Origin of the sequence: Micromonospora reichwaldensis, assembly GCF_031845925.1 — a bacterium.
GTDB lineage: Bacteria > Actinomycetota > Actinomycetes > Mycobacteriales > Micromonosporaceae > Micromonospora > Micromonospora reichwaldensis.
This window is the reverse complement of the sequence record NZ_JAVRFL010000017.1, coordinates 123,147-142,722: the sequence shown is the minus strand read 5'-3', so window position 1 is coordinate 142,722 and position 19,576 is coordinate 123,147. Positions and strand designations below refer to the sequence as shown.

15 protein-coding genes and 1 pseudogene are annotated in these 19,576 nt (G+C 69.1%); 6 read left to right on the top strand and 10 right to left on the bottom strand.

Going from position 1 to position 19,576, the window contains the following annotated elements; genetic code table 11:
* Both RM555_RS16525 and RM555_RS16520 read left to right on the top strand, forming a co-directional pair.
* Positions 1 to 126: pseudogene (locus RM555_RS16525) on the top strand (transposase); the annotation flags it as partial.
* A 601-nt stretch (positions 127 to 727) separates the two neighbouring features.
* Complete coding sequence (locus tag RM555_RS16520) at positions 728 to 2,125, top strand: hypothetical protein (protein ID WP_311412584.1); 1,398 nt, start codon at positions 728 to 730, stop codon at positions 2,123 to 2,125.
* 75 nt (positions 2,126 to 2,200) lie between these two features.
* On the opposite strand, the gene RM555_RS16515 is transcribed toward RM555_RS16520, so the two are convergent.
* The 5 genes from RM555_RS16515 to RM555_RS16495 all read right to left on the bottom strand — a co-directional run bounded on the left by RM555_RS16515 (position 2,201) and on the right by RM555_RS16495 (position 10,133).
* On the bottom strand, positions 2,201 to 2,464 hold the full coding sequence (locus tag RM555_RS16515) for a phosphopantetheine-binding protein (RefSeq protein WP_311412583.1): 264 nt from the start codon (positions 2,462 to 2,464) through the stop codon (positions 2,201 to 2,203).
* 165 nt (positions 2,465 to 2,629) lie between these two features.
* On the bottom strand, positions 2,630 to 4,153 hold the full coding sequence (locus tag RM555_RS16510) for an AMP-binding protein (RefSeq protein ID WP_311412582.1): 1,524 nt from the start codon (positions 4,151 to 4,153) through the stop codon (positions 2,630 to 2,632).
* Entirely contained in the window at positions 4,143 to 5,555 is a 1,413-nt protein-coding gene (locus RM555_RS16505) for a methylaspartate mutase (RefSeq protein WP_311412581.1), read from the bottom strand. Before RM555_RS16505 ends, RM555_RS16510 begins: the two co-directional genes overlap by 11 nt.
* Positions 5,542 to 6,027, bottom strand: a complete 486-nt coding sequence (locus RM555_RS16500) for a methylaspartate mutase (RefSeq protein WP_311412580.1) — start codon at positions 6,025 to 6,027, stop codon at positions 5,542 to 5,544. The genes RM555_RS16505 and RM555_RS16500 overlap by 14 nt, the downstream gene beginning before the upstream one ends.
* A 191-nt stretch (positions 6,028 to 6,218) precedes the next feature.
* Positions 6,219 to 10,133, bottom strand: coding sequence for an amino acid adenylation domain-containing protein (locus RM555_RS16495; protein ID WP_311412579.1), 3,915 nt, complete (start codon positions 10,131 to 10,133; stop codon positions 6,219 to 6,221).
* Between the two features lie 749 nt (positions 10,134 to 10,882).
* Between RM555_RS16495 and RM555_RS31030 the strand changes: the two genes are divergently transcribed.
* Together RM555_RS31030 and RM555_RS16490 are read left to right on the top strand one after the other, a co-directional pair.
* Positions 10,883 to 11,743: a peptidoglycan-binding domain-containing protein gene (locus tag RM555_RS31030; RefSeq protein ID WP_396888786.1), complete on the top strand. Its 861-nt coding sequence runs from the start codon at positions 10,883 to 10,885 to the stop codon at positions 11,741 to 11,743.
* Positions 11,625 to 12,119, top strand: coding sequence for a GNAT family N-acetyltransferase (locus RM555_RS16490; protein ID WP_311412578.1), 495 nt, complete (start codon positions 11,625 to 11,627; stop codon positions 12,117 to 12,119). Before RM555_RS31030 ends, RM555_RS16490 begins: the two co-directional genes overlap by 119 nt.
* Before the next feature lie 40 nt (positions 12,120 to 12,159).
* On the opposite strand, the gene RM555_RS16485 is transcribed toward RM555_RS16490, so the two are convergent.
* The 5 genes from RM555_RS16485 to RM555_RS16465 all read right to left on the bottom strand — a co-directional run bounded on the left by RM555_RS16485 (position 12,160) and on the right by RM555_RS16465 (position 15,772).
* Positions 12,160 to 12,696, bottom strand: a complete 537-nt coding sequence (locus RM555_RS16485; RefSeq protein WP_311412577.1) for an RBBP9/YdeN family alpha/beta hydrolase — start codon at positions 12,694 to 12,696, stop codon at positions 12,160 to 12,162.
* 39 nt (positions 12,697 to 12,735) lie between these two features.
* Complete coding sequence (locus tag RM555_RS16480) at positions 12,736 to 13,215, bottom strand: SRPBCC family protein (protein ID WP_311412576.1); 480 nt, start codon at positions 13,213 to 13,215, stop codon at positions 12,736 to 12,738.
* Complete coding sequence (locus RM555_RS16475; protein ID WP_311412575.1) at positions 13,212 to 13,574, bottom strand: metalloregulator ArsR/SmtB family transcription factor; 363 nt, start codon at positions 13,572 to 13,574, stop codon at positions 13,212 to 13,214. The genes RM555_RS16480 and RM555_RS16475 overlap by 4 nt, the downstream gene beginning before the upstream one ends.
* 60 nt (positions 13,575 to 13,634) lie before the next feature.
* Positions 13,635 to 14,510 (bottom strand): alpha/beta fold hydrolase, encoded by an 876-nt coding sequence (locus RM555_RS16470; protein WP_311412574.1) that lies wholly within the window; start codon positions 14,508 to 14,510, stop codon positions 13,635 to 13,637.
* Between the two features lie 383 nt (positions 14,511 to 14,893).
* Positions 14,894 to 15,772 (bottom strand): alpha/beta fold hydrolase, encoded by an 879-nt coding sequence (locus RM555_RS16465; RefSeq protein WP_311412573.1) that lies wholly within the window; start codon positions 15,770 to 15,772, stop codon positions 14,894 to 14,896.
* Between the two features lie 105 nt (positions 15,773 to 15,877).
* Between RM555_RS16465 and RM555_RS16460 the strand changes: the two genes are divergently transcribed.
* Together RM555_RS16460 and RM555_RS16455 are read left to right on the top strand one after the other, a co-directional pair.
* On the top strand, positions 15,878 to 17,848 hold the full coding sequence (locus tag RM555_RS16460) for an AfsR/SARP family transcriptional regulator (RefSeq protein WP_311412572.1): 1,971 nt from the start codon (positions 15,878 to 15,880) through the stop codon (positions 17,846 to 17,848).
* Between the two features lie 179 nt (positions 17,849 to 18,027).
* The gene (locus tag RM555_RS16455) at positions 18,028 to 19,575 is read left to right on the top strand and encodes a hypothetical protein (protein ID WP_311412571.1); all 1,548 of its coding nucleotides are present in this window, start codon (positions 18,028 to 18,030) and stop codon (positions 19,573 to 19,575) included.
* Position 19,576: the final 1 nt, after the last annotated feature.

Sequence of the window (19,576 nt, the reverse complement as noted above, 5' to 3'; positions counted from 1 at the left end):
GCATCGGCGCCCCATGGCGGGATGTCCCGGCTGAGTCCGCGCCGTGGCCCACCGTCTACGGCCTGTTCCGCCGGTGGCAGCGGGACGGGACCTGAGGACAAGATCATGTCGGCGTTGCAGGCCGCGGCGCCGCCGCCATCCTCATGACGCTCGTCGTGGCGATCTTCATCGGCGGCCTCATCCCACTCTCATCGTCGCCTCCGCCCTCGGTGACCACGCCCGCTGGCCGGCGGCGCGACGGAGTGCCCAGCCGCCCGCCGTCGTGCCCGCGTCGGCGAGGCTTTCGCCGGCGTGCGGCAACAGGCGGCGGGGTTGCCCGGACCGGGCCGGACTCGGTCGTGCTCATGTCGGCAGCGAGTTGATGGGCGGCAACCCGGTGCGGGAACCCGGGGACCGACAACTCTCTCGTTGCCAAACAGGCAATTATGGTTGATCATGGCCTCGATCACTCGTCGACCGCTGGCAGCGGCTCCTTCCAGCCCTCCGATTCGAGCTCATCACGATGTCGGAGCCAAGGAGGAACCGAGTCCTTCCTCTCCGTCGACAGCCACCTTCGACCAGGCGACCCGTTCCCGGTCGCTGTCAACTCCTGCACGCCGATCACCGCTTGCTGCGCCAGTTGGAGGCAGACCATGCCCTGCTCCTGTCAGCCTCGGCCGACGCCGACCCGCTCCTGCCACGGCACGCCGCACCGCCTGCGCGTCGCGACCAGGGCAGGGGGCGCCTGATGGGCTCCACCGGCCCGGTGCTCCTTCCCGACCCCGCCACGGACTATCTGAGGGCGGTCGGAGCCGGCAAGCTGCCGGCCGACCTGCCAGCCGATCACGCGGTCGCGGTGCTGGGGCCGGAACTCGCGGCGCGGACCTTCCCGCGCCCGATGTTCGTCGCGGAGCGTGAGATCGCTTCGTTCTACGCCGACTTCGAGGTGTTGCTCGATGTCGTCGGCAGGCTGCCCGATCTTCTCGCCGGCGGCAGCCTGGCCGCGTTCGGCGCGCTGACCGACGCGCCGGCGGCGATCCGCCCGATGCTCGTCGACACCGACCTGCCACGCCTCGTCCGGTACGGCCGCGCCGACGTGATCCACGACGGCACCGGCTTCAAGGTGATCGAGTTGGGCCTGAGCACCGCGGTCGGCGGGGTGCGGCGGGCACCTCTGGCTGCCGCGATCCTGGCCGACCCACGATTCGGTCCCTTCGCGGAGCGACACGGACTACGTCACCTCGATTCCGTCACCGGCTTGGTCGACGTGTTGGACGCGGCGGCGCCGGAGCAGGAAGCCGGCAGGCCTGGCGAACTCAGGGAGGTGCTGATGGTCGAGGCGACCGGGGCACTCGCGGAGTGGGCCGCCGCATGGCAGCCGATGGCCGAGCGGATCGAGACGCGACCCTTCCGGACTCGGCTGGCAGAAATCGCCGATCTGTCGAAACCCGACGGGACGATCGCCGACGGTCTCGCCGGAGTCAGCGCGATCCTGCGGCTGTTCAGCCTGGAGGAACTCGCCGCCGAGCCGGAACCGGCGATCGCCTGGCGGCGGCTGCACCCCGCAGCGGACGGCACCACGCCGCCGGTGGTCACCGTACCGGCGCATGACGTGTTCAACAGTAAGTCCTGCCTCGCCCTGGTGCAGCTGCCCGCGGTGCAGGGCGCGCTGACCGAGGCCGAACGCGCTTCGTTGCGCCGGATCCTGCCCCCGGCGACCCGCATCGACGCGTCGTACGACCTGACCGGTCTGATCCGCGACCGGTCCGACAACATCCTCAAACCGACCACGCTGGCCCGGGGGGAGGGCACGGTGGCTGGCTGGACGGTCGACGACACGACGTGGCGCGCTGCGCTCACCACGGCGGCCAGGGACGGTCGGTACATCGTGCAGCGGCGGGTGGTGCCCCGGATCGAGCCGGGCTACGACGAGCAGGGCGGCCCGGTGCGAGACTGGCACGCGGTGTGGGGGCTGCACTACGGACCGGCCGGCCTCACCGGTCTCACCTCCCGACTGGTCAGGGACCCGAGCACCGTCATCCGCGGCACCACCGAACGAGGCACCCTGCTCGCGCCGGTGCTCCTCAACTCCGGCTCTCAACCGCCGAGCGGTGACCGCCGTGGGACAGCCACCGCTGGAAGCTGACTCCCGCCGTTGTCGGGCCGCTGGCCGAGGCGCTGTCCGACGAGGACAGGGCCGGAGCGGCGGCGCTGGGCGTCCTCACGAGCGCTCGCCCCGGACGACGCCCTCCTGTTCGGCGATGAGTTCACACACCTCCGCGACAGTCGGATTACGGAAGAAGTCACGGAGCCTCAGGTCGACCTCCAATTCGACGTTGATCCTCGTCACGACCTCAGCCGCGAGCAGCGAGTGGCCACCAACGTCGAAGAAGTCGTCCGTCACCGAAACGGTATCGATGTCGAGACACTCGGCGAACAGGGCGCACATCGACTCCTCCAGCGACTTCCGCGCGAGTTGATCCATGGGCATCAGATTCTCCAGAAGAAGTAGAAGGGGAAAATTCGGATTCTGCCCGGCTGCTCGCCGCTAAGGCCACCAATCGGGCGGGTGGCCACCGAAGAGAAACGCACTCCATCCTGTCGGCCAGAGTCGTCGCCTTCCCGTTCGCGATGCTCCGGACGGCCGAAGTCAGCGCGCGAACCTCTCTTGCAGCAGTCCCGCGCAGGCCGTCCGGTCGGTCTTGCCGCGATCGTTCACCGGAAGGCCGTCCAAGGCCGCGATGCGCGTAGGGATCATGTAGTCGGGCAGGTGGGGGCGAAGCAGTTTGCGTAGTTCACGCCCTGACGGAACGTCACCGGTGCAGGCGGCGGCGAGCTCGAGTTGCCCGTCCAGGTGCGCGACCGCGTGGACGATCGCGTCATCGACTCCTGCCCACATTCGCATGGCGCTTTCTATCTCGGGTAGCTCAATCCGGTATCCGCGGATCTTGACCTGGTGGTCCAGGCGACCCAGGTGGACGAGGATTCCATTTTCCAGGGCGATTCGGTCGCCGGTGCGGTACCACGCCTCAGGCCCTGGTCCGGAGCGGTCGGACCCGGGTTGCGGAAGGGCGGGTCCGATGAACCGCCCTTCGTTGTCCTCGGCGTCGTGATAGCCGTGGAACCGCTGGGAGCCTCGCACCTGCAACTCGCCGGATTCTGGATCGATCTGAAAGTCCAGATGCGGGTACACCGCGCCGATCGGCACTGTTCCGTTGGAGGTCGCCGGCCAGGCGCCGCGTTCCTCCGGTAGGCGATATGACGTCATCGCCACCGTGAGCTCGGTCGGCCCGTAGAGGTTCTCCAACGTGCTGTTCGGCGCCGCCTCGGCCCATGCCTGCGCCTGGTTGAGCGTGAGCTGCTCCCCGCAGAACAGGCTCCAGCGCAGCGACGGCATGCATCCCGGAGACAGCAGCCGCGCTCGGGTGGCCATGGAAACCAGAGAGGGTACGCAGAACCAGTGCGTCAACCGGTGCTTGTTGACGAACTCGACCGGATCGTAGAGGTCGTCGGCTGACGGCACCACCAGAGCGGCACCGGATCCCCAGGTGACGAACATGTCGAAGACCGACAGGTCGAACGTCAGGCTGAACATCTGCGAGTGTCGGCAGCCCGGTTCCATCCCGTAGCGGGCGACGTTGAGATCGATGAACGGGTCCACGTTGCCGTGCGTGATCGGCACGCCCTTGGGCTGGCCTGTCGAGCCTGAGGTGAACAGCAGATAGGCGAGGTCGTCAGGATCGCCCGTCCAGTCAGGCAAGCTGTCCCGCGATGCCGGTCCGGCAGCGATGTCCGATGTCGACGGCGACCCGATGCGTACGACACGGGCCGGGAGCGCGTCCAGGAGTGCGGCGTCCGCCGTGTCGTCGGCGACGATGAAGTCCAGGCCGGCCGAGCGGGCGACCACGGCCAGGCGATCCGCAGGATGGGCAGGGTCGAGCGGCACGACGACGCCGCCGATCCGCAGCCCCGCGAGGTAGGCCGCGTAGGTCTCGACGGTACGCGTGGACAGCAAGCCGATTCGTGGCCGGTCGACGCCCTCGGCGAGCAGGCGGTGGCCGATGGTGCGGGAGATCCCGTCGAGCTCGGCATAGCTGACCTGCCGTCCGTCGGCGATCAGCGCGGGCTCGTCTGGATACTTCTCGACGCTCCGGATGAACCAGTCATGCAGCATACGTTTCCTCCGGATCAGCTCCCTGGGTTGCCGAATCAACCACAGTCGGCGCAAAGTCGAAATCCTGCTCCCCCGGCGGCTCGAGGAAGTAGTTGATGTCTGCCATCAGTAGTCGCATTCGGTCGTGATCGGTGGCCGTGAGCCACCGGTCATCGAGCAGGCTGCGGTTTCGACGCATGACGTCCTCGGAGAAGGGAAGCCCGCCCGCGTCCAGATAGCGGACCGCGCCGGCACGATCCCGACACGGCATGACGTTCGACCTCGCGTGCCTGCTCGCGCTGAAGGGAACGTCCAGGGAGCCGCGTTCGAATGCCGAGGAGATTGCCAGTGGAAGGCTGGCGGCGCCGAGCAGTGGACCCACGATCTCATCCACCTCGCGCTCGATCCAGTGCTGCTCCTCCTCCAGGGCGTCCTCGTCGAGCCGGATGGCGCTGACGAATGGGGCGTTCGCGATCCGTGCGAGGCGCATCCCGTGGATGTTCGCCGAGGCGTCCGGGATGCCGTAACCCTCCTGGACCGTCTTCGTGACCACCTTCGCCGCTCCGCCGAGCCTCGCGGTCAGGGCTCCCGCGAATATGAGTTGCTCCGCGCGGGCACGGCTCTTGGGAAAGACACCCATGAACTCGTGGAGCACCGGATGGACGTCGACTGACGATGGTAGGTAGCGACCCGCGAGAGACCGGATCGCGCGGAGCGCGGCGACATCCTGCACCAGGTTCCCGGCCTGCGGATACGCGATCGATATGCAGGTCACTCCGGCACGGGTGGCCATGACCGCTTCCAACACGCTGATCGCGAGACTGACCGACGGCGGCACGAGCACGCCGGTGAGGCTGCCGAACAGTTCACGGTCGACGACCACGTCCGCCTGAGCCAGCTCGCCGCACCTCGCGTCGATCTCCGCGTACGCGTCCAACGAGGCCGCGAGCGGCACGTCCTTGCAGTACGGCAGGTTGTACGATATCCCGCCGCCCTCGAAGGACGTTATTCCGGACGCGATCGTGGTGTCGAACAACCGGCGCGGCAGCGGAGAGCCATGGCGTACCTCCAGCGGGGCCGAAACCGCCTGGTTGAGGTCGCGTCCGCGCCGCCAACCGTGCGTCACCAACGGGTAGCCGTTCATTTCCTCAGGAGCGTTGGACAACGACGACAGCGCCCTGTCGAACTGGTTGAGCCGCGTGTAGGAGTCGATCGTCAGACTCAGGACGTCGGGGTGGGCGCCTTCTTCGAGGGCGAGCAGCAGGGCGCGCATCTGCTCATGACCGCCGACACCGCAGCGCGGCTGAACCGCCACCAGGCCCTGGGCCTGCGCCGCCCTCAGGACATCGGAAACAGTGGGCTTGTTCAGCCCCTTGATGAAACCGATCGAATCGGCAGCCGATGGAAGCTCATCGGTGTCCATCGACTGTCTCCTCGATGCGTGACGCACCCGGGAAGGCGGTCACCTCGCCGTCGGGCCGCCCCCGGAGTCGATCGAGCACCGCGGGGATCGTGGACGGGTCGCGGAGGATGTGATCCACCCCCAGGGCGTAGAGGGCCGCCTCTTGGCTGATGTCGTCGGTCACGGCCACCGACAGGTTTCCTCCGACGATCACCGGGCAGGTGATCGCGCCGCGTTCCTTCGCCGCCGGCAGATCGGCGAGGTCCTGTCGTGCGTGTCCGTTGAGGCTGCCGACAAGCACCGCCTCCGCTTCAGGCCACCGGAGAAGCGCATCGCACATGTCGGACACCGTCGTGCAGGCGCCGAGGTTCACCACGTTGAAGCCGCGCGATCTGAGCAAATAGGCTATGAGGTGGTTCGCGACGACGTGGGAATCGCTGGCCGCGACGCACAGGATGACGGTTCGCCTGCCGGGGCGGTAATCGCTTCTCATTCCTGACCGATTTCTATGTATCGAGGGGTCGACCGGTGCATCCGGCTGATTCGACCTCGCCCACTGGGTTTCCGGGCAGTGCGCAGAGGTGGCTCGGCTCGGGATCGAGGGGCAGCGGAGTGGGAACTCGCCATACAACGTCCCGCTGTCGAACATCGGCGCTGGACGGCAGCACCAAGCTCGACGGCCGTCTACGAGGGGTGGCGCTCCTCCACCAGCTGCACCCCCGAGAGTTGCGCTTTCGGGTCCCGCGCTCCGGCGGTGAGTAGCTGACGGAAGTGCAGAACCAACTCCTGTATCGCATCGCGGTCGAATATCTCGGTAGCGTACTCGGCGCGCAACGACCATCGTGTCGGCGAAACGGGGATCACCTCGACCATCAGGTCGAGCTTGGCAGTTCCGTTGTGAATGGACAGTTGTCGGACCTCCGTGCCGGCGAAAGTTACGGGGGCAGGCGTGACCGATTGAAGTGCGAAGGCGACCTGCGTGAAGGGCTGGCGGCTCCGGTCGCGGGGAGGGCTGAGCTCCTGCACGAGCCGAACGAAAGGCACGTCCGAGTTGCTGAATGCGCCGAGCGCCGATTGCCTCACACGCTGCATCATCTCCACGAACGTCGGCGCGCCGCCGGCATGGACGCGCAGGACGACCGTGTTCATCAGGAGGCCCACGAGAGACTCCGTACCGGGATGATGGCGGCCCGCGACCGGCACGATCATCGCCACATCGTCCTGTCCGGCGTATCGCGCCAGCAGTTCCTGGAACGTCGCGGCGACCGCCATGAAGAGCGTGCAGCCGTGATCCTCGGCCGTCGCACGGAGTTGGCCCATGAGGGGACCGGGCAGGTCGATCTCGACCCGGTCGCCGCTCACCGGTCGCTGTTTCGGGCGTGGCCTGTCGGTGGGCAGGTCGAAGGGGACGTAGCCGGCGAGGGCGGAACGCCAGTAGTCCAGCTGGCGCGCCAGCCGTTCGCCGCTGAGCCATCGCTGGTACCAGGCCGCGAACTCGGAGTACGTGACGTCGAGGGTCGGCAGTCGTGCCGCCCGCGATTCCACGATGCTGTCGTAGAGCTCGCTCAGCTCCTTGGTGAGGACGCCGATCGACCAGTCGTCGCAGATGATGTGGTGCAGGCAGAGCAGCAGAACATGCCGGTCGGGGCGAAGCCGAACCAGGCTGGCGCGCAGCAGGGGTGCGCGTTCGAGGTCGAAGGATGTCCGCGCCACGAGGCGCATCTGCGCCGCCAGCACTGCCGGCTCATTGCCCGTCGCATCGACCTCGTCGAGGCTGACGCTCACGTCGGGATGCACCCGCAGGGTGGAGACGCCACGGCTTTCCGGGAAGGACGTACGCAACACCTCGTGTCGGCTCACCAGGAGGTGCAACGCCTGGTTCAGCGCGGCCACGTCGATCTGCCCCGTGAGCTCGTACGCCAGGGGGACGTTGTATATCGGTAGCTCGGGATACACCTGGTGCAGGAGCCACTGACCGCTTTGGGTCGGGGACAGGGCGCCGGCCGGCTGGCCTGCCGACTCTTCGGCGGCGACGGCCGGCTGGGCGGGACCTTCCACCCCCTCCGCCCTCGTCGCCAGTGCTGACAGGACCGGATGGGCAAAGATGTCATCCAGCCCGATCCGGACTTGCTCCGCCGCTTCCAGAAGGTGGACCACGCGCATCGCCGCGAGGGAGTCGCCACCAAGCGCGAAGAAGTCGTCTGCGGACGCCACCACGTCCACCCCGAGCACCGTCTGCCACGCCCGCGCAATCCGCTGCTCGTCGGGACTGAGGGGAGAGGGCTCGTCGCCGACGTGGTCGGCGTGATCGGAAATCGCCCGTACGTCGATCTTGCCGTTCGGCGTGAGCCGCAGCGTCTCCACGATGACGATGTTGGTCGGCACCATGTACGACGGCAGCGCGGCGGCACACATCTCCTGGAGGTGTCGAGCGGTGACCGGTTCCACCAGCGGGCGAGGCTGCACGTGGGCCACCAGGTGACGCCGTCCGTCCGGACGACCGACCACGCCCACGACGGCCCGATCCACCCCCGGGTGGGTGTGCAGTACGTTCTCCACGTCACCGAGTTCGATCCGATGCCCGTTCACCTTCACCTGACGGTCCCGGCGCCCGACGATCTCCAGCGTCCCGTCCGCGCGGTATCGTCCGAGGTCCCCCGTCCGGTACAGGCGGGCACCAGGGCGGCCGCCGAGGTGGTCGGGCACGAAACGCTCAGCGGTGAGACCCGGTGAGCTGACGTAACCGCGGCCGACCCCGGAACCACCGAACACCACCTCGCCGACGACCCCGTACGGGACCGGTTGAAGATGCTCGTCGAGCACGTAGACCTCGATGTTGGGGTTGGGGCGCCCCAGAGGCGTGGTGCCTCGACCGCCTGCGGCGGCAACGGCGGTCGCATCCACGCAGCAGCCGCCGACGGTGACCTCCGTGGCGCCGTACTGGCTCAGCACCGTCAGCCCCGCTGCCCGGGCCGCGAGGGACCTGACGACCTCCAGTCGCAGCGGTTCACCGCCGACGAACAGCGTCCTGGTGGCCAGTCCTCCGCCCCGCAGTCGAAGCTGCCCTTCGAGGACTTCGAGGTGCGACGGGGTGAGCCGGACGAAGTCGAAGTCGGCGTCGCCGGTGAGCACGTCGACCACCTTGTCGATCCTCGCGCCGTCGGGCAGCAACACCACCTCCGCGCCCCTCAAGAGGGGTACGAAGATGCACGGCACGGTGAAGTCGAAGCTCAGTCGGGTGTGCACCAGGGTGCCCTGCCGATGGCCCGTGGGCAGCACCGAATCAGCCCACAGCAGGTAGTTCACGGCGCTTCGGTGCTCGATCATCGAGCCCTTCGGCGTGCCGGTCGAGCCGGAGGTGAAGATGACGTACGCCAGGTTGCGCGGGGTGGCGAGGGACTCCGGTCGGTCGCTCGGTTGGGCCTGCAGTTCGGTGGCATGCCGATCGACGTCCAGGACGGGAAGACCGGTCGCCGCCAGAAGGTCGGCGGTGTGGGCGTCCGCGACGGTCAGGCTGACATCGGCGGCCGCGAGAGCGGTCGCCGTCCGCTCCAGCGGCTGATCGCGGTCCTGCGGTACGTATGCCGCGCCAGCCTTGAGGATCGCCAGGATCGCGACGATCACCCTCGGCTCCCGCCCCAGGAGGACGCCCACCCGGCATTCCGGCCCGATCCCGCGCTGACGGAGCAGCCGAGCGAGTCTGTTGGCCTGACGCTCCAGCTCCCCATAGGTGAGCGTGGAATCACCACACGAGACCGCGACGGCGTCCGGCACCCGATCCGCCTGCTTCTCGAACAGCTCGTGCAGGCACAGGTCGGGCGTGCTGGCTGCCCTGCCCCGGCCCCACTGCCGGGTGATCGTGGCGGTCTCGTCGGACGTCAGCAGGGTGAGAAGACGAGCAGGGGTGTGCGGATCAGCGTATGCGCTGCCCAGGAGAGTCATCAGGTGGGTGACCATGCGGCGGGTGGTGTCGCGGTCGAACAATTCGGGGTCGTAGCTGAGCCGACCGTCGAGACCGGCGGAGGTCGCGGTCATCGTCAGCCTGATCTCCGCCCGGAAGGTGCTCCCATCGGCCACGGGAGGCTCCAACGGCTCGCTGTGGACCGTCGTCTCCTCGCCGTACCAGGCAAACACCGCGCGTGCCGTCCGGGCCCGAGATCCGGCTCGGTGTCCGCGGTCGCCCGGTCGTTCTGCCGGGTCGCCAAGGAGGCACCTGAGTTCGGAGGCGTTTGCTCTGGTCAACGCGTCGAACCCCAGTGGCCCGGGATCGCCACACTCGACGACGGTGCCTGGCTCCGTGGTGTGCTCGTGCGCCCTGGCTGAGCCGACGGGCACACCCATGACCCCCATGACGAATCGTCTCTGCCCGCTGTACCGGTGCAGCAGCAGGCGCCACGCGGTCTGGAGAACCACCCACCTGTCGGTCCCGATCCGACCAGCCAAAGCGTCGACCTGTTCGGCCATGACTCCGGTGATGGCGAATGGCTCGTCCGCCCTGCGGCTACCGACAGCACGGGTACGCGGCCGGTCGGTTGGCAGTTCGAGGAGTGCTTCGTCCCCTGGAACCCGGTCGGCTAACTCGGGCGATTGCTCAGTCACGGCCGCTCCTGTGGCAGAGATGGGTTGCGTTCTCTCCTCTGGCGTGAAGGAGGGGGCTTGATCAGCAGGAGGAGGGATGACGCAGAGTAGTCAAGGGCGGGGACGTGAGCCGCGCGGGGAGTGCATGCCGGGCCGGCAGCCCGCTCTGGACGCCGGCCAGGTCTGTGGGCATCAGCTGAGACCACCCGTGCTGACCGTCTGGTCGAGGCCGCCGTCAGGATGGTCTAGAGGGTCACACCCCACCCGGGACTCCCACGGACGGCCGAAGGTAAGACGTCGTGCATGCTTCGGCTCCTTGGTGGCAGCGCATAGACAGAGATTTAGTGATACTGTTGCGGAGCGAAATCGAGCGGCCACACATCTGCGGTGTGCCTCTCGGCCCCTTCCGCCTGAAGGCGGACAGATGCATGAATGGCTCCAACCCTTGGGCGGAAGAATGCCCGGGGGAGGGTAGGCTGACCCGACGGCTTTCGCCGCGGGCAGGCGAGCTTTCATGTGATCGCAGCAAACAACCTCAAAGAATCAACTCGCCATAAGGTGAGCGCCGCATCCGATTGCGTATCTCAGCAGTCGGATGCCGCTTTATTATGTATAGAGCCCTCTTGGTGGGGGATCCTACGCACAGCCAGTGGATCAAAGCAACACCTTCGATCCTCACTTAGGGGTCGGTGGGCGGTGGGCGCGCCGCAGGTCGAGGCCGGCCTCACCGGGGCCGTCGCCGCGACCCCCTCACCCTGACCGTCGCCGGGATGGTCGACGACGACGGCGTCCTGCGCTGCGTCCTCGGCGACGGCACCCATCCGCCGCGCACCTCACCGACCTCATCGTGCGGCTCAGCGGTACCGCACCGGCCATCAACCCACCCGAGGACCTGCCGTTCGCCACCGGTCCCACCATCGGGAAACTGGACCTTCTCGTCCGCACCGGCGAGGCCGGCAATACCAGCTCAGGGCGCACCACATCTTCGGCCACTGGGACTTCCGCAACACGCAATGTCCCGGCATCGGCTTCTGCCGCCAGTTCCCCCAGCTGCGCCGCAAGGTGGCGGCCCATCTCGACACACAGATCGGGGAGGTTCCGGAGCGCACCTGGCCCGACATCTACGAGGTCGCCGAGGGTACGCCCGTCGGGGCCCGGTGGTCACCGTCGCCCAGTACCTCCTGCGCAACGCCGGTTATTCCGTCCCACTGACGGATGGCGGGCAGTGGTCCCCCGAGATGACCTCGGCCATCAGGAACTGGCAGCACAGGCACGGTCTTGCGGTGTCGCCGGACGGAACCATGACCGCCGAGACCTGGGAGACACTCGCTCCCGAAGCCTTCAGGGACACCATTCATCAGGGCGAAGCCGAGGGCCGCTCCCGCCGCGTACGCCCGCCGGCTCGCAGCCCCGGCCCGCTCCGCCGAACCAGCCGGCGGAGTGGACCGACGTGGCGCCCATGCGGCAGGAACCAGGTTGCCTGGTCCCCACACCTGCGGCAGCCTTCGCGACGTGATCGAGACGCGTGTGCTCACCGAGGGCGATTGGAAGACCTGGCGCGATCTGCGGCTCGCCGCGCTGGCGGAGGCGCCGTACGCCTTCGGTTCCCAACTGGCCGACTGGCAGGGTGACGGCGACCGGGAGGAACGCTGGCGCGGTCGGCTGGCCATTCCCGGCTCACACAACGTGGTGGCGACGCTCGACGGGCATCCCGTCGGCATGGCCAGCGGCGTGCCGACCGATCAGGACCGCGTTGTCGAGCTGATCTCGATGTACGTGGCGCCGGTGGGACGTGGCCGGAGTGTGGGCGACCACCTCGTGCGGGCGGTCGAGCAGTGGGCTCGGCTGGTTGGCGCGAGGACTCTGCGCCTGGCCGTGGCGGAGGGCAACAGCAACGCCTCGGCGCTCTACCGGCGGAACGGCTTCCGGGACACGGGTGAGTTCGGCGACCTCATGCCCGACGGTCTGCGTAGGGAGCACGTCATGGCCAAGGGACTCACCGCCTAGCGGACCGGTCCGACGGGGCGGTGCCGTCGCGCCGGCGGCGTCAGGGGATGAGCCGGTCGAGCAGCTCGAACCGCTCGTACGGCTGGTCGTGGTCGCCGAAGTGCCCGTCGTCGCGCACGATCTGGGTGCCGCCGAGCCGCTCGAACATGGCGCGTCCCTGCCGGTCGTCGCAGCCGTACGGATCCTCCCGGGAGTTGATGAAGTAGATGTCGCGTACGTGCGACCGGATCGCGGCCCAGTCGTAGCCCTGCTGGAGGACCGGTTCCTCCTCCGTGTTGGGCCGCGTGCAGTACCCGGCGACCAGGATCGCCTGGGCGACGGTCACGTCCACGTGTTCCAGGAGCGCGAGCAGGAGGGCCGCGCCGCCGGAGTGGCCCACGAGGACCGTGTCCTCGTCGAAGCTGTGCCCGTTCAGCACCTTCGGCAGGAACGTGGCGATCGGCTCGACGTTGATGCCCGGGTGGTGCGGCACCTCGACGGCGTATCCCCGGCCCGCGAGCCGCCCTGCCAGCCAGGGATACCAGCACGCGTCCGGGTTGCCGCCGGTCCCGTGGAAGATGATCGCCCTGCGCCCCACCGTGCCCCCTTCGGATCGACGTCCCGATCGAACCATCCCCTATCGCTGCGCTTCGAAGTGGTCCTTCATCGCGGGGTAGTAGTCGTCGAAGTCCGGCGCCGGCCGGCCGTCGCGCGAGGCCGCCAACGCGTCCAGGTAGTACTCCCAGCCGGGTCCGACCTCGCCGACGCCCTCCGTGCCGGTCAGGTGCTGCGTGAACCGAAGCTCGGTCACGCCCGCACTCTCGACCAGCACCAGGTCCAGATGCCAGCCGCCGTGCTCGTCCACCGCGGAAACCGCCAGCCGGTGCGGCGGTTCGCACGCGTCGATCGTCATGTCCATCCAGGGCTCGCCCTCCTCGTACGCCATCTGGACCTTGATCGTGCGTCCCGGCGCGGCGTCGCCCTGCCACGGGCCGAACCAGCGTGCCGTGCGCGCCGGATCGGTGAGGCTGGCCCAGACGTCCGCCACGGGAGCGCGGAACGTGCGGGTCAGCACGAGGTCGTCGCCGATCAGTCGGCCGGTGGGTGTCGGGCTCATGCGGTCTCCTTCTTTGATGGGTGCCGCCCGGCGGCCGTCTGCCGCTCGCGGCGGGCGCGGTAGACCTCGGTCTCCAGCGCGTCGAGGCGGTGCTGCCAGCCGGACGGGCGCATCAGCCGCCCCAGCCAGCCGGCCAGCTCGTCGAGCGGCGCGGTGACCAGCGTGTAGACACGCCTGCGTCCGTCGGCCGTGTCGCGCACCAGGCCGGCCTCGCGTAACACGCGCAGGTGACGGCTGACGGCCGGCCGGCTGATCACGAACCGGTCGGCGATCTGGCCGGCCGAGAGCGGCCCGTCGCGCAGCATCAGCAGGATCTCCCGCCGAACCGGATCGGCGATCGCGGCCGCCACCTCGTCCACACCGAAAGGGTAACCATGTTGTTACGCTTTTGGCAACGTCGCGCCCCTGGATGGATCGGCTCACGCGTTGTCGCGCACGAACGCCCGCATCAGCTCGGCGCACTCCGCCGCGTGCGTCTCCAACAGGAGGTGGCCACCGTCGTAGATGTGCGCGTCCAGGCGCTCGAGAACGCGGTGGTAGGCGAGGACCTCGTCGACGTCGAAGTACGCGTCGTGCCGTCCCCACAGCACGAGCGCCGGCGGCTGGTGAGCGCGGTGGTATTCGGCGAGTTCGTCGAAGCGGGCGACGTGGTTGGCGTAGTCGGTGAACAGCGCGAACTGCGCGTCGACGTTGCCGGGCCGGCTCATGCGCTCCCAGTCGAGGTGCCACGACTCGGGGGCGTGCAGGGCGCGCAGCCGTTCGGGCAGCCCGGCCAGGTACTGGTCGCGGGTACCGGCGAAGTTCAACCAGTCCGGCAGGTCGGCGCGCGTGGCGTCGGTCGGGTCGGCCCAGTAGGCCCGGGCGCTGTCCCACTGCTCGCCGAGGCCGTCCTGGTGCGCGTTGCCGCTCTGGACGATCAGGCCGCGGATGCGGGTCGGGGCGCGGGTGGCCAGGTGGTATCCCACCGGCGCGCCGAAGTCGTGCAGATAGACGAAGAGGCGCTCGATCCCGAGCTGGTCGAGAAGGTTCTCGATCGTCCAGGAGAGGTTCTCGAACGTGTAGTGGTAGTCGTCGACGGTTGGTGACGCGGACATCCCGAAGCCGGGCAGATCCGGCGCGATCACGTGCGCGACGTCGGCGAGTGTGGGCATGACCTGGCGGAACGTGTGCGACGAGGAGGGGAACCCGTGCAGCAGCAGCACCGCCGGCTGACCGGGGCGCCCGGCCTCGCGGAAGAACACTTCCAGTCCGTCGACGTCGACCCGTCGATGGCGGACCTTCTGGACGGCCCGCATCGCATCCTCCTCCCGGCGGCCCCGGTGCCGGGCAGCCGCCGCCGTCGGCTCCGAGTCTGATGAGCGTGGTGCCGGTGGTCACCGTCGCGTCCGGCTACGGCCGCGAGGATCAGATGTACGCCGAACAGCAGCGGGGACACCGGCACCGCCCACCCCATCGTGCCGGACCCGAACCGACGTTGCCCGACCATCTCGACATCCGTATCCGGATCTGCCATAGGCTCAAGCACCTGGCCCACACGGCGGGGATCCCGATGCCGAGGATGCACCCACATACGCTGCGGCACACGTCCGTGACCACCATGGCCTCCGGAACATGATCAGAAGCTCACGGCTCTGCCGACTTGGGCCCGTTACCGCGCCGCCGACGGGCAGCCGATCCGCTACCGCGCAAGCAGGGAGCGCAGGACCTTGATGATCTCGTCAGGCGCTTCCTCGGCCATGAAGTGCCCGGCCGACGTGGTGCGGTGGTCCAGATCAGCAGCCCAGGTGTGCCACAGCGCGGCGGCGTCGTAGCCGAGTGCGGCTCCCCAGTCCTGCTGGACGACGGTGGCCGGCATGGGCAGCCGATTCCCGGCGGCTCGGTCGGCCTGGTCGTGAGCGATGTCGATGCCGGCCGAAGCACGGTAGTCGGCGACGATGGAGGGGACCGCCTCGCGGGAGGCATTCAGGTACTCCGCCCGCAGGTCTGCAGGAATTGCCTGGGGATCCTTGGCCCATACGTCGAGGAAGTAGCCGAAGAAGGCGTCCGCGCTGGCGCTGATCATCTGCTCGGGCAGGCCGGGTGGCTGGGCCATCAGGTACAGGTGGAAGGCAACGGCGGCGGAGGACCCGTGCAGGATGTCCCACATGTCCAGCGTCGGCAGGACGTCGAGGATGGCGAGGTGGGTGATCGTGGCGGGATGGTCGAGGCCGGCGCGGATGGCGACGAGGGCACCACGGTCGTGTCCGGCCAGGGCGAAGCGTTCGTGGCCGAGCCTGCTGGCGAGGGTGACGATGTCGGCGGCCATGGTCCGCTTGGAGTACGTGTCGACGTCGCGCGCGTCGGGCTTGTCGCTTGCGCCGTAGCCGCGCAGGTCGGGACAGATCACGGTGTGGTCGGTGGCCAGGTCGACGGCGACGTGCCGCCACATGACGTGGGTCTGCGGAAAGCCGTGCAACAGCACGATCGGGCTGCCCGTGCCCCCCACCGCCACGTTCATCGTCAAGTCCCCGTCGACCGCGACGCGCCGGTAGTCGAAACCGGGAATGGTGATAGTCATGGTTGTCCTTCTCTCGTCGGGTGGGCGATTCCAGCGTGCCGGTCGCGGATGAGCAAACGATGAGCGCGATACGTTGAACGCAGGCGCGGAAGGGCGGTCCGATCGGTGCAGGTCAGGTTCGGTGTGCTCGGGCCGGTCGTCGCCTGGGACGGCGTCGGCGCGCCGATAGACCTGAAGGGGCCGAAACACCGCGCGGTGCTGGCGCGACTCCTCGTCGGGCGCGGTCGGGTCGTACCGGTCGACCGCCTCGTCGATGACCTGTGGCAGGAGCCCTCGCCAGGTGCGGTCGGCAGCGTCCGCACGTTCGTGGCGGCGCTGCGGCGCGCGCTGGAGCCGCAGCGTGCACCGCGCGAGCCGGCTCGGTTGCTGGTCACCGAGGGCCCGGGCTACGCGCTCAGGTTGGCGCCGGACGCGGTCGACGCCTGGCGGTTCGAGGACGAGGTCGCCGCCGCGTCCACAGCGCCGCCGCAGGAGGCACTCGAGCGGCTCGATCGTGCCCTGAGCTGGTGGCGGGGGCCCGCGCTCGCCGGCATCGACGACGAGCCGTGGGCGCGCGTCGAGCGTTCCCGCCTCGAACAGCTACGGCTGAACGCGATCGAGCAGCGGGCCGAGGCGCGACTGATTGTCGGGCGCGCCTCGGACGTCGTACCCGATCTCGACGCCCACGTAGCCGAGCATCCGTGGCGGGAGGAGGCGTGGCGGCTGCTGGCGCTTGCCCTTTACCACGCGGGACGCCAGGGTGATGCGCTTGCGGTACTGCGCCGAGCCCGCAGCCTGCTCCTGGAACAGCTCGGCGTCGATCCGGGCCCGCGACTGCGTCGCCTGGAGACCGACATCCTCCGCCAAGCCGATCGGGTCAGCGACGGGCTGGGTCCACCGGGACCGCAACGGGTCTGGGCGGAGACCGCAGCGGCATACGACCGTACGGTAGCGTCCGGCTCCGCGTCCCGACTGGAGTCGACGGTCGGCCTGCTGCGAAGTCTCGCCGTGACGGGGGCGAGCGGACTTGAGACGGCGCGGAAACAGCGGATCGCGGCCATCGCCGCCGCCGAGCAGTTGGGTGATCCTGACCTTACTGCCCGGGTGATCGGCGGCTACGACGTACCCGCGATCTGGACGCGCTCGGATGATCCGGCGCAGGCGACGCGGATCGTGACGGCGGCCGAGCGGGCCCTGACTGCCCTTCGTCCTGGCTCGTCCGAGGCCACCCGCGCCCGACTGCTGGCCACGATCGCGGTGGAGTCACGCGGTACCCGCGCGGCGCGCGGACCCGAGGCGGCCCGGGAAGCGGAGCGGATCGCGCGCCGCCTGGGCGACCCGGCCCTGCTGGCCTTCGCTCTGAACGGCGTGTTCATGCAGACCTTTCACCGCGCGGGCCTGGCTCCCCAGCGGGACCAGATCGGTGCCGAGCTCGTCGCGCTCTCCGCCCAGCAGGGCCTGGGGACGTTCGAGATCCTCGGTCATCTCGTCCAATTGCAGGCCCGCAGCGCGCTTGCGGACTTCGCCACCGCCGACCAGCACGCCACCGCGGCGGACCGGCTCGCCGAACGGCACGACCGCCCGCTGGTCGGCGTGTTCACCCAGTGGTACCGCGCACTGCGACTGGCCGCGACCGAGCCGTCGCCGCAGGCCGCGGAAGCGGCCTACCGCGACGGGGCGGCACAGCTCGCCAACGCCGGCATGCCCGGTGTCGAGCGGGGTCTCCTACCACTGGCGCTGCTATGCCTGCGCGTGTCGCACGGCGAACCGGTCCGCTTCGACGAGGACACCGACTGGGGCCCCTACATGCCCTGGACACGTCCACTCGTCCTACTGGGACGGGACCGCCCGGCCGATGCCACCGCGGCGCTGCGTCACACCCCCGATCCGCCGCGCGACCTGCTGTTCGAGGCCCTGTGGTGCCTCACCGCCCAAGCTGCCATCGCCCTGGACGAGCGGACGGCGATGAAACGCGCCCGGATCGAACTCACGCCGGCTGCCAACGAGCTGGCCGGAGCCGGCAGCGGCATGCTCACCGTCGGCCCCGTCTCACGCCATCTCGATGACCTCGACGCGGCCCTCAGCCGCGGCCGATGAGACCGGAGAGCTGGGCCGGGAAATCCAGGTCGGCGCGGATCGCCAGGCCACTGCGAGCCAGCGTCCGCTGACTTGAGGGTGTGGTCGTCCGCTTCTTCGTCCACGCGCCCACCGGAGACCCGCCCTCTCATGCCGCAGGTCGTCCGTCACGTCGTTGACGGCGGCCGTAGGATTCGGGAGTGAATGACGCCCCCAGCGGGGATCATCGACCTTCGGCGTTCATGACCGACTGGGCGCGGCTGCCGGTCAGCCATTGCCAGTACGAGGTGTTCACCGCGCCGGGTGTGTCCGGCATGGGGATCTACATCCTCGGCGACGACCTGCTACACCTCTGCGGGCCGAGTCAGTTCACCGGTTTCTGCGGTATTCACACCGGGTGGATCGAGGCACGCGTTCGTGTGCTGTCCGGGCCTGCGGCAGAGGCCGACGACGGCTGGGACGCGATCAGTGAGGTTACCCTTTGGAGTCCCAGCGGTCGGTTGTCGGTCATCGGCTTGATGGGTGGCACCACGGACGCCCTTACCGATGTCGCCGTCCCCCGTGGGCTTGTCAGGGTGCGGGTGCACGCACGCGACCGACTGCACGAGACGGTACGCACTGACGGTGACCCGCCCGAGCGGCACGAGCTGCACATCTGGGGAGTTTCCGAGGAGGCGCCGTGGCGCACCGTGCTGGCCGACCCCGCAGGTCGCGACTGGGAGCAGAAGCCGGCGAAGGCCGCGGAGTGGGCGATGCTGTCGCTGGTACCTCGCCCGTCCGCCCGCCCGGGCATCCTGCCGCTGTTGCCAGCAGGTCACCCCTACGAGGACGACGCCGACCTGTCCCGGGTGGCGGTGGTCCGTCATCGGCCCGCGCCGGTCGAGGTCCCGGCCGAGGTGCTGCCCGTCGGCGACCTGGAGGTTCGTCTGGAGCGGGTCGACGACGAGACCTTCACCTGGTCGTGGGCCACCGCCGTTGAACCGATCTTCCCTCATCCGTTGACGACGCTGCCGGATGACGAGCCGAGTGCCGTACGGGTGATGTCCGGCTCTGGCGGCTTCACGGTGCGGCACGAGGGAGTGTTGGGCCGGCACGCCTTCGCCCTCAGCCTGATCTGGGACCATCTGCTCGACACCGCCGGGTCGTACCCGTGGATCCAGACGCTGCGTCGGCAGGCCGCCGAGGCAACCGCGCTGGCGGAGAGGTCCCGCCGTCTGCAGGCCGAGCGCGACGCCGAGCGGTGGGGAGGCGCTCCGCCGTCGGATCGTGTCCGTGGACTCCTCGGCCAGGCGCAGTCGCTGGCCCGGATCGACCGCCGGCTGCTCGACCGCATCGCTGAGCTGCCCGCCGCCCGCCAGCGGGAGGCAGCATGCTGGGCGGCCCGCCATGCGATGCGAGTGGCCGGGCTGGAGCAGATCGGGTGGATCGCCGACGCCCTCGCCGCGGCCGAGGGTGACCGTCCACTGCCCCGATCCTTCACCGAGCAGAGCGGCAGTGCCGCGTTCAACCGGCTCATGTCCGATCCCGATATTCCGCACACCACCGTCACCCTCCGCCTGGGCACGCCAGGGATCGGCACCCGCACCGTCGCAGGGGCACTTCAGCAGGCCGCCGCGTTTCCCGCCCTGATCGCCCTGGCGAACGACGATCCGCTGGCTGCTGCAATCGACGCCATCTACAACGCGGCGATCGCCCATGGCGAGGACCGCGACCGCTTCCTCACCGACACCCACGCCGTCCTGAGCTGAG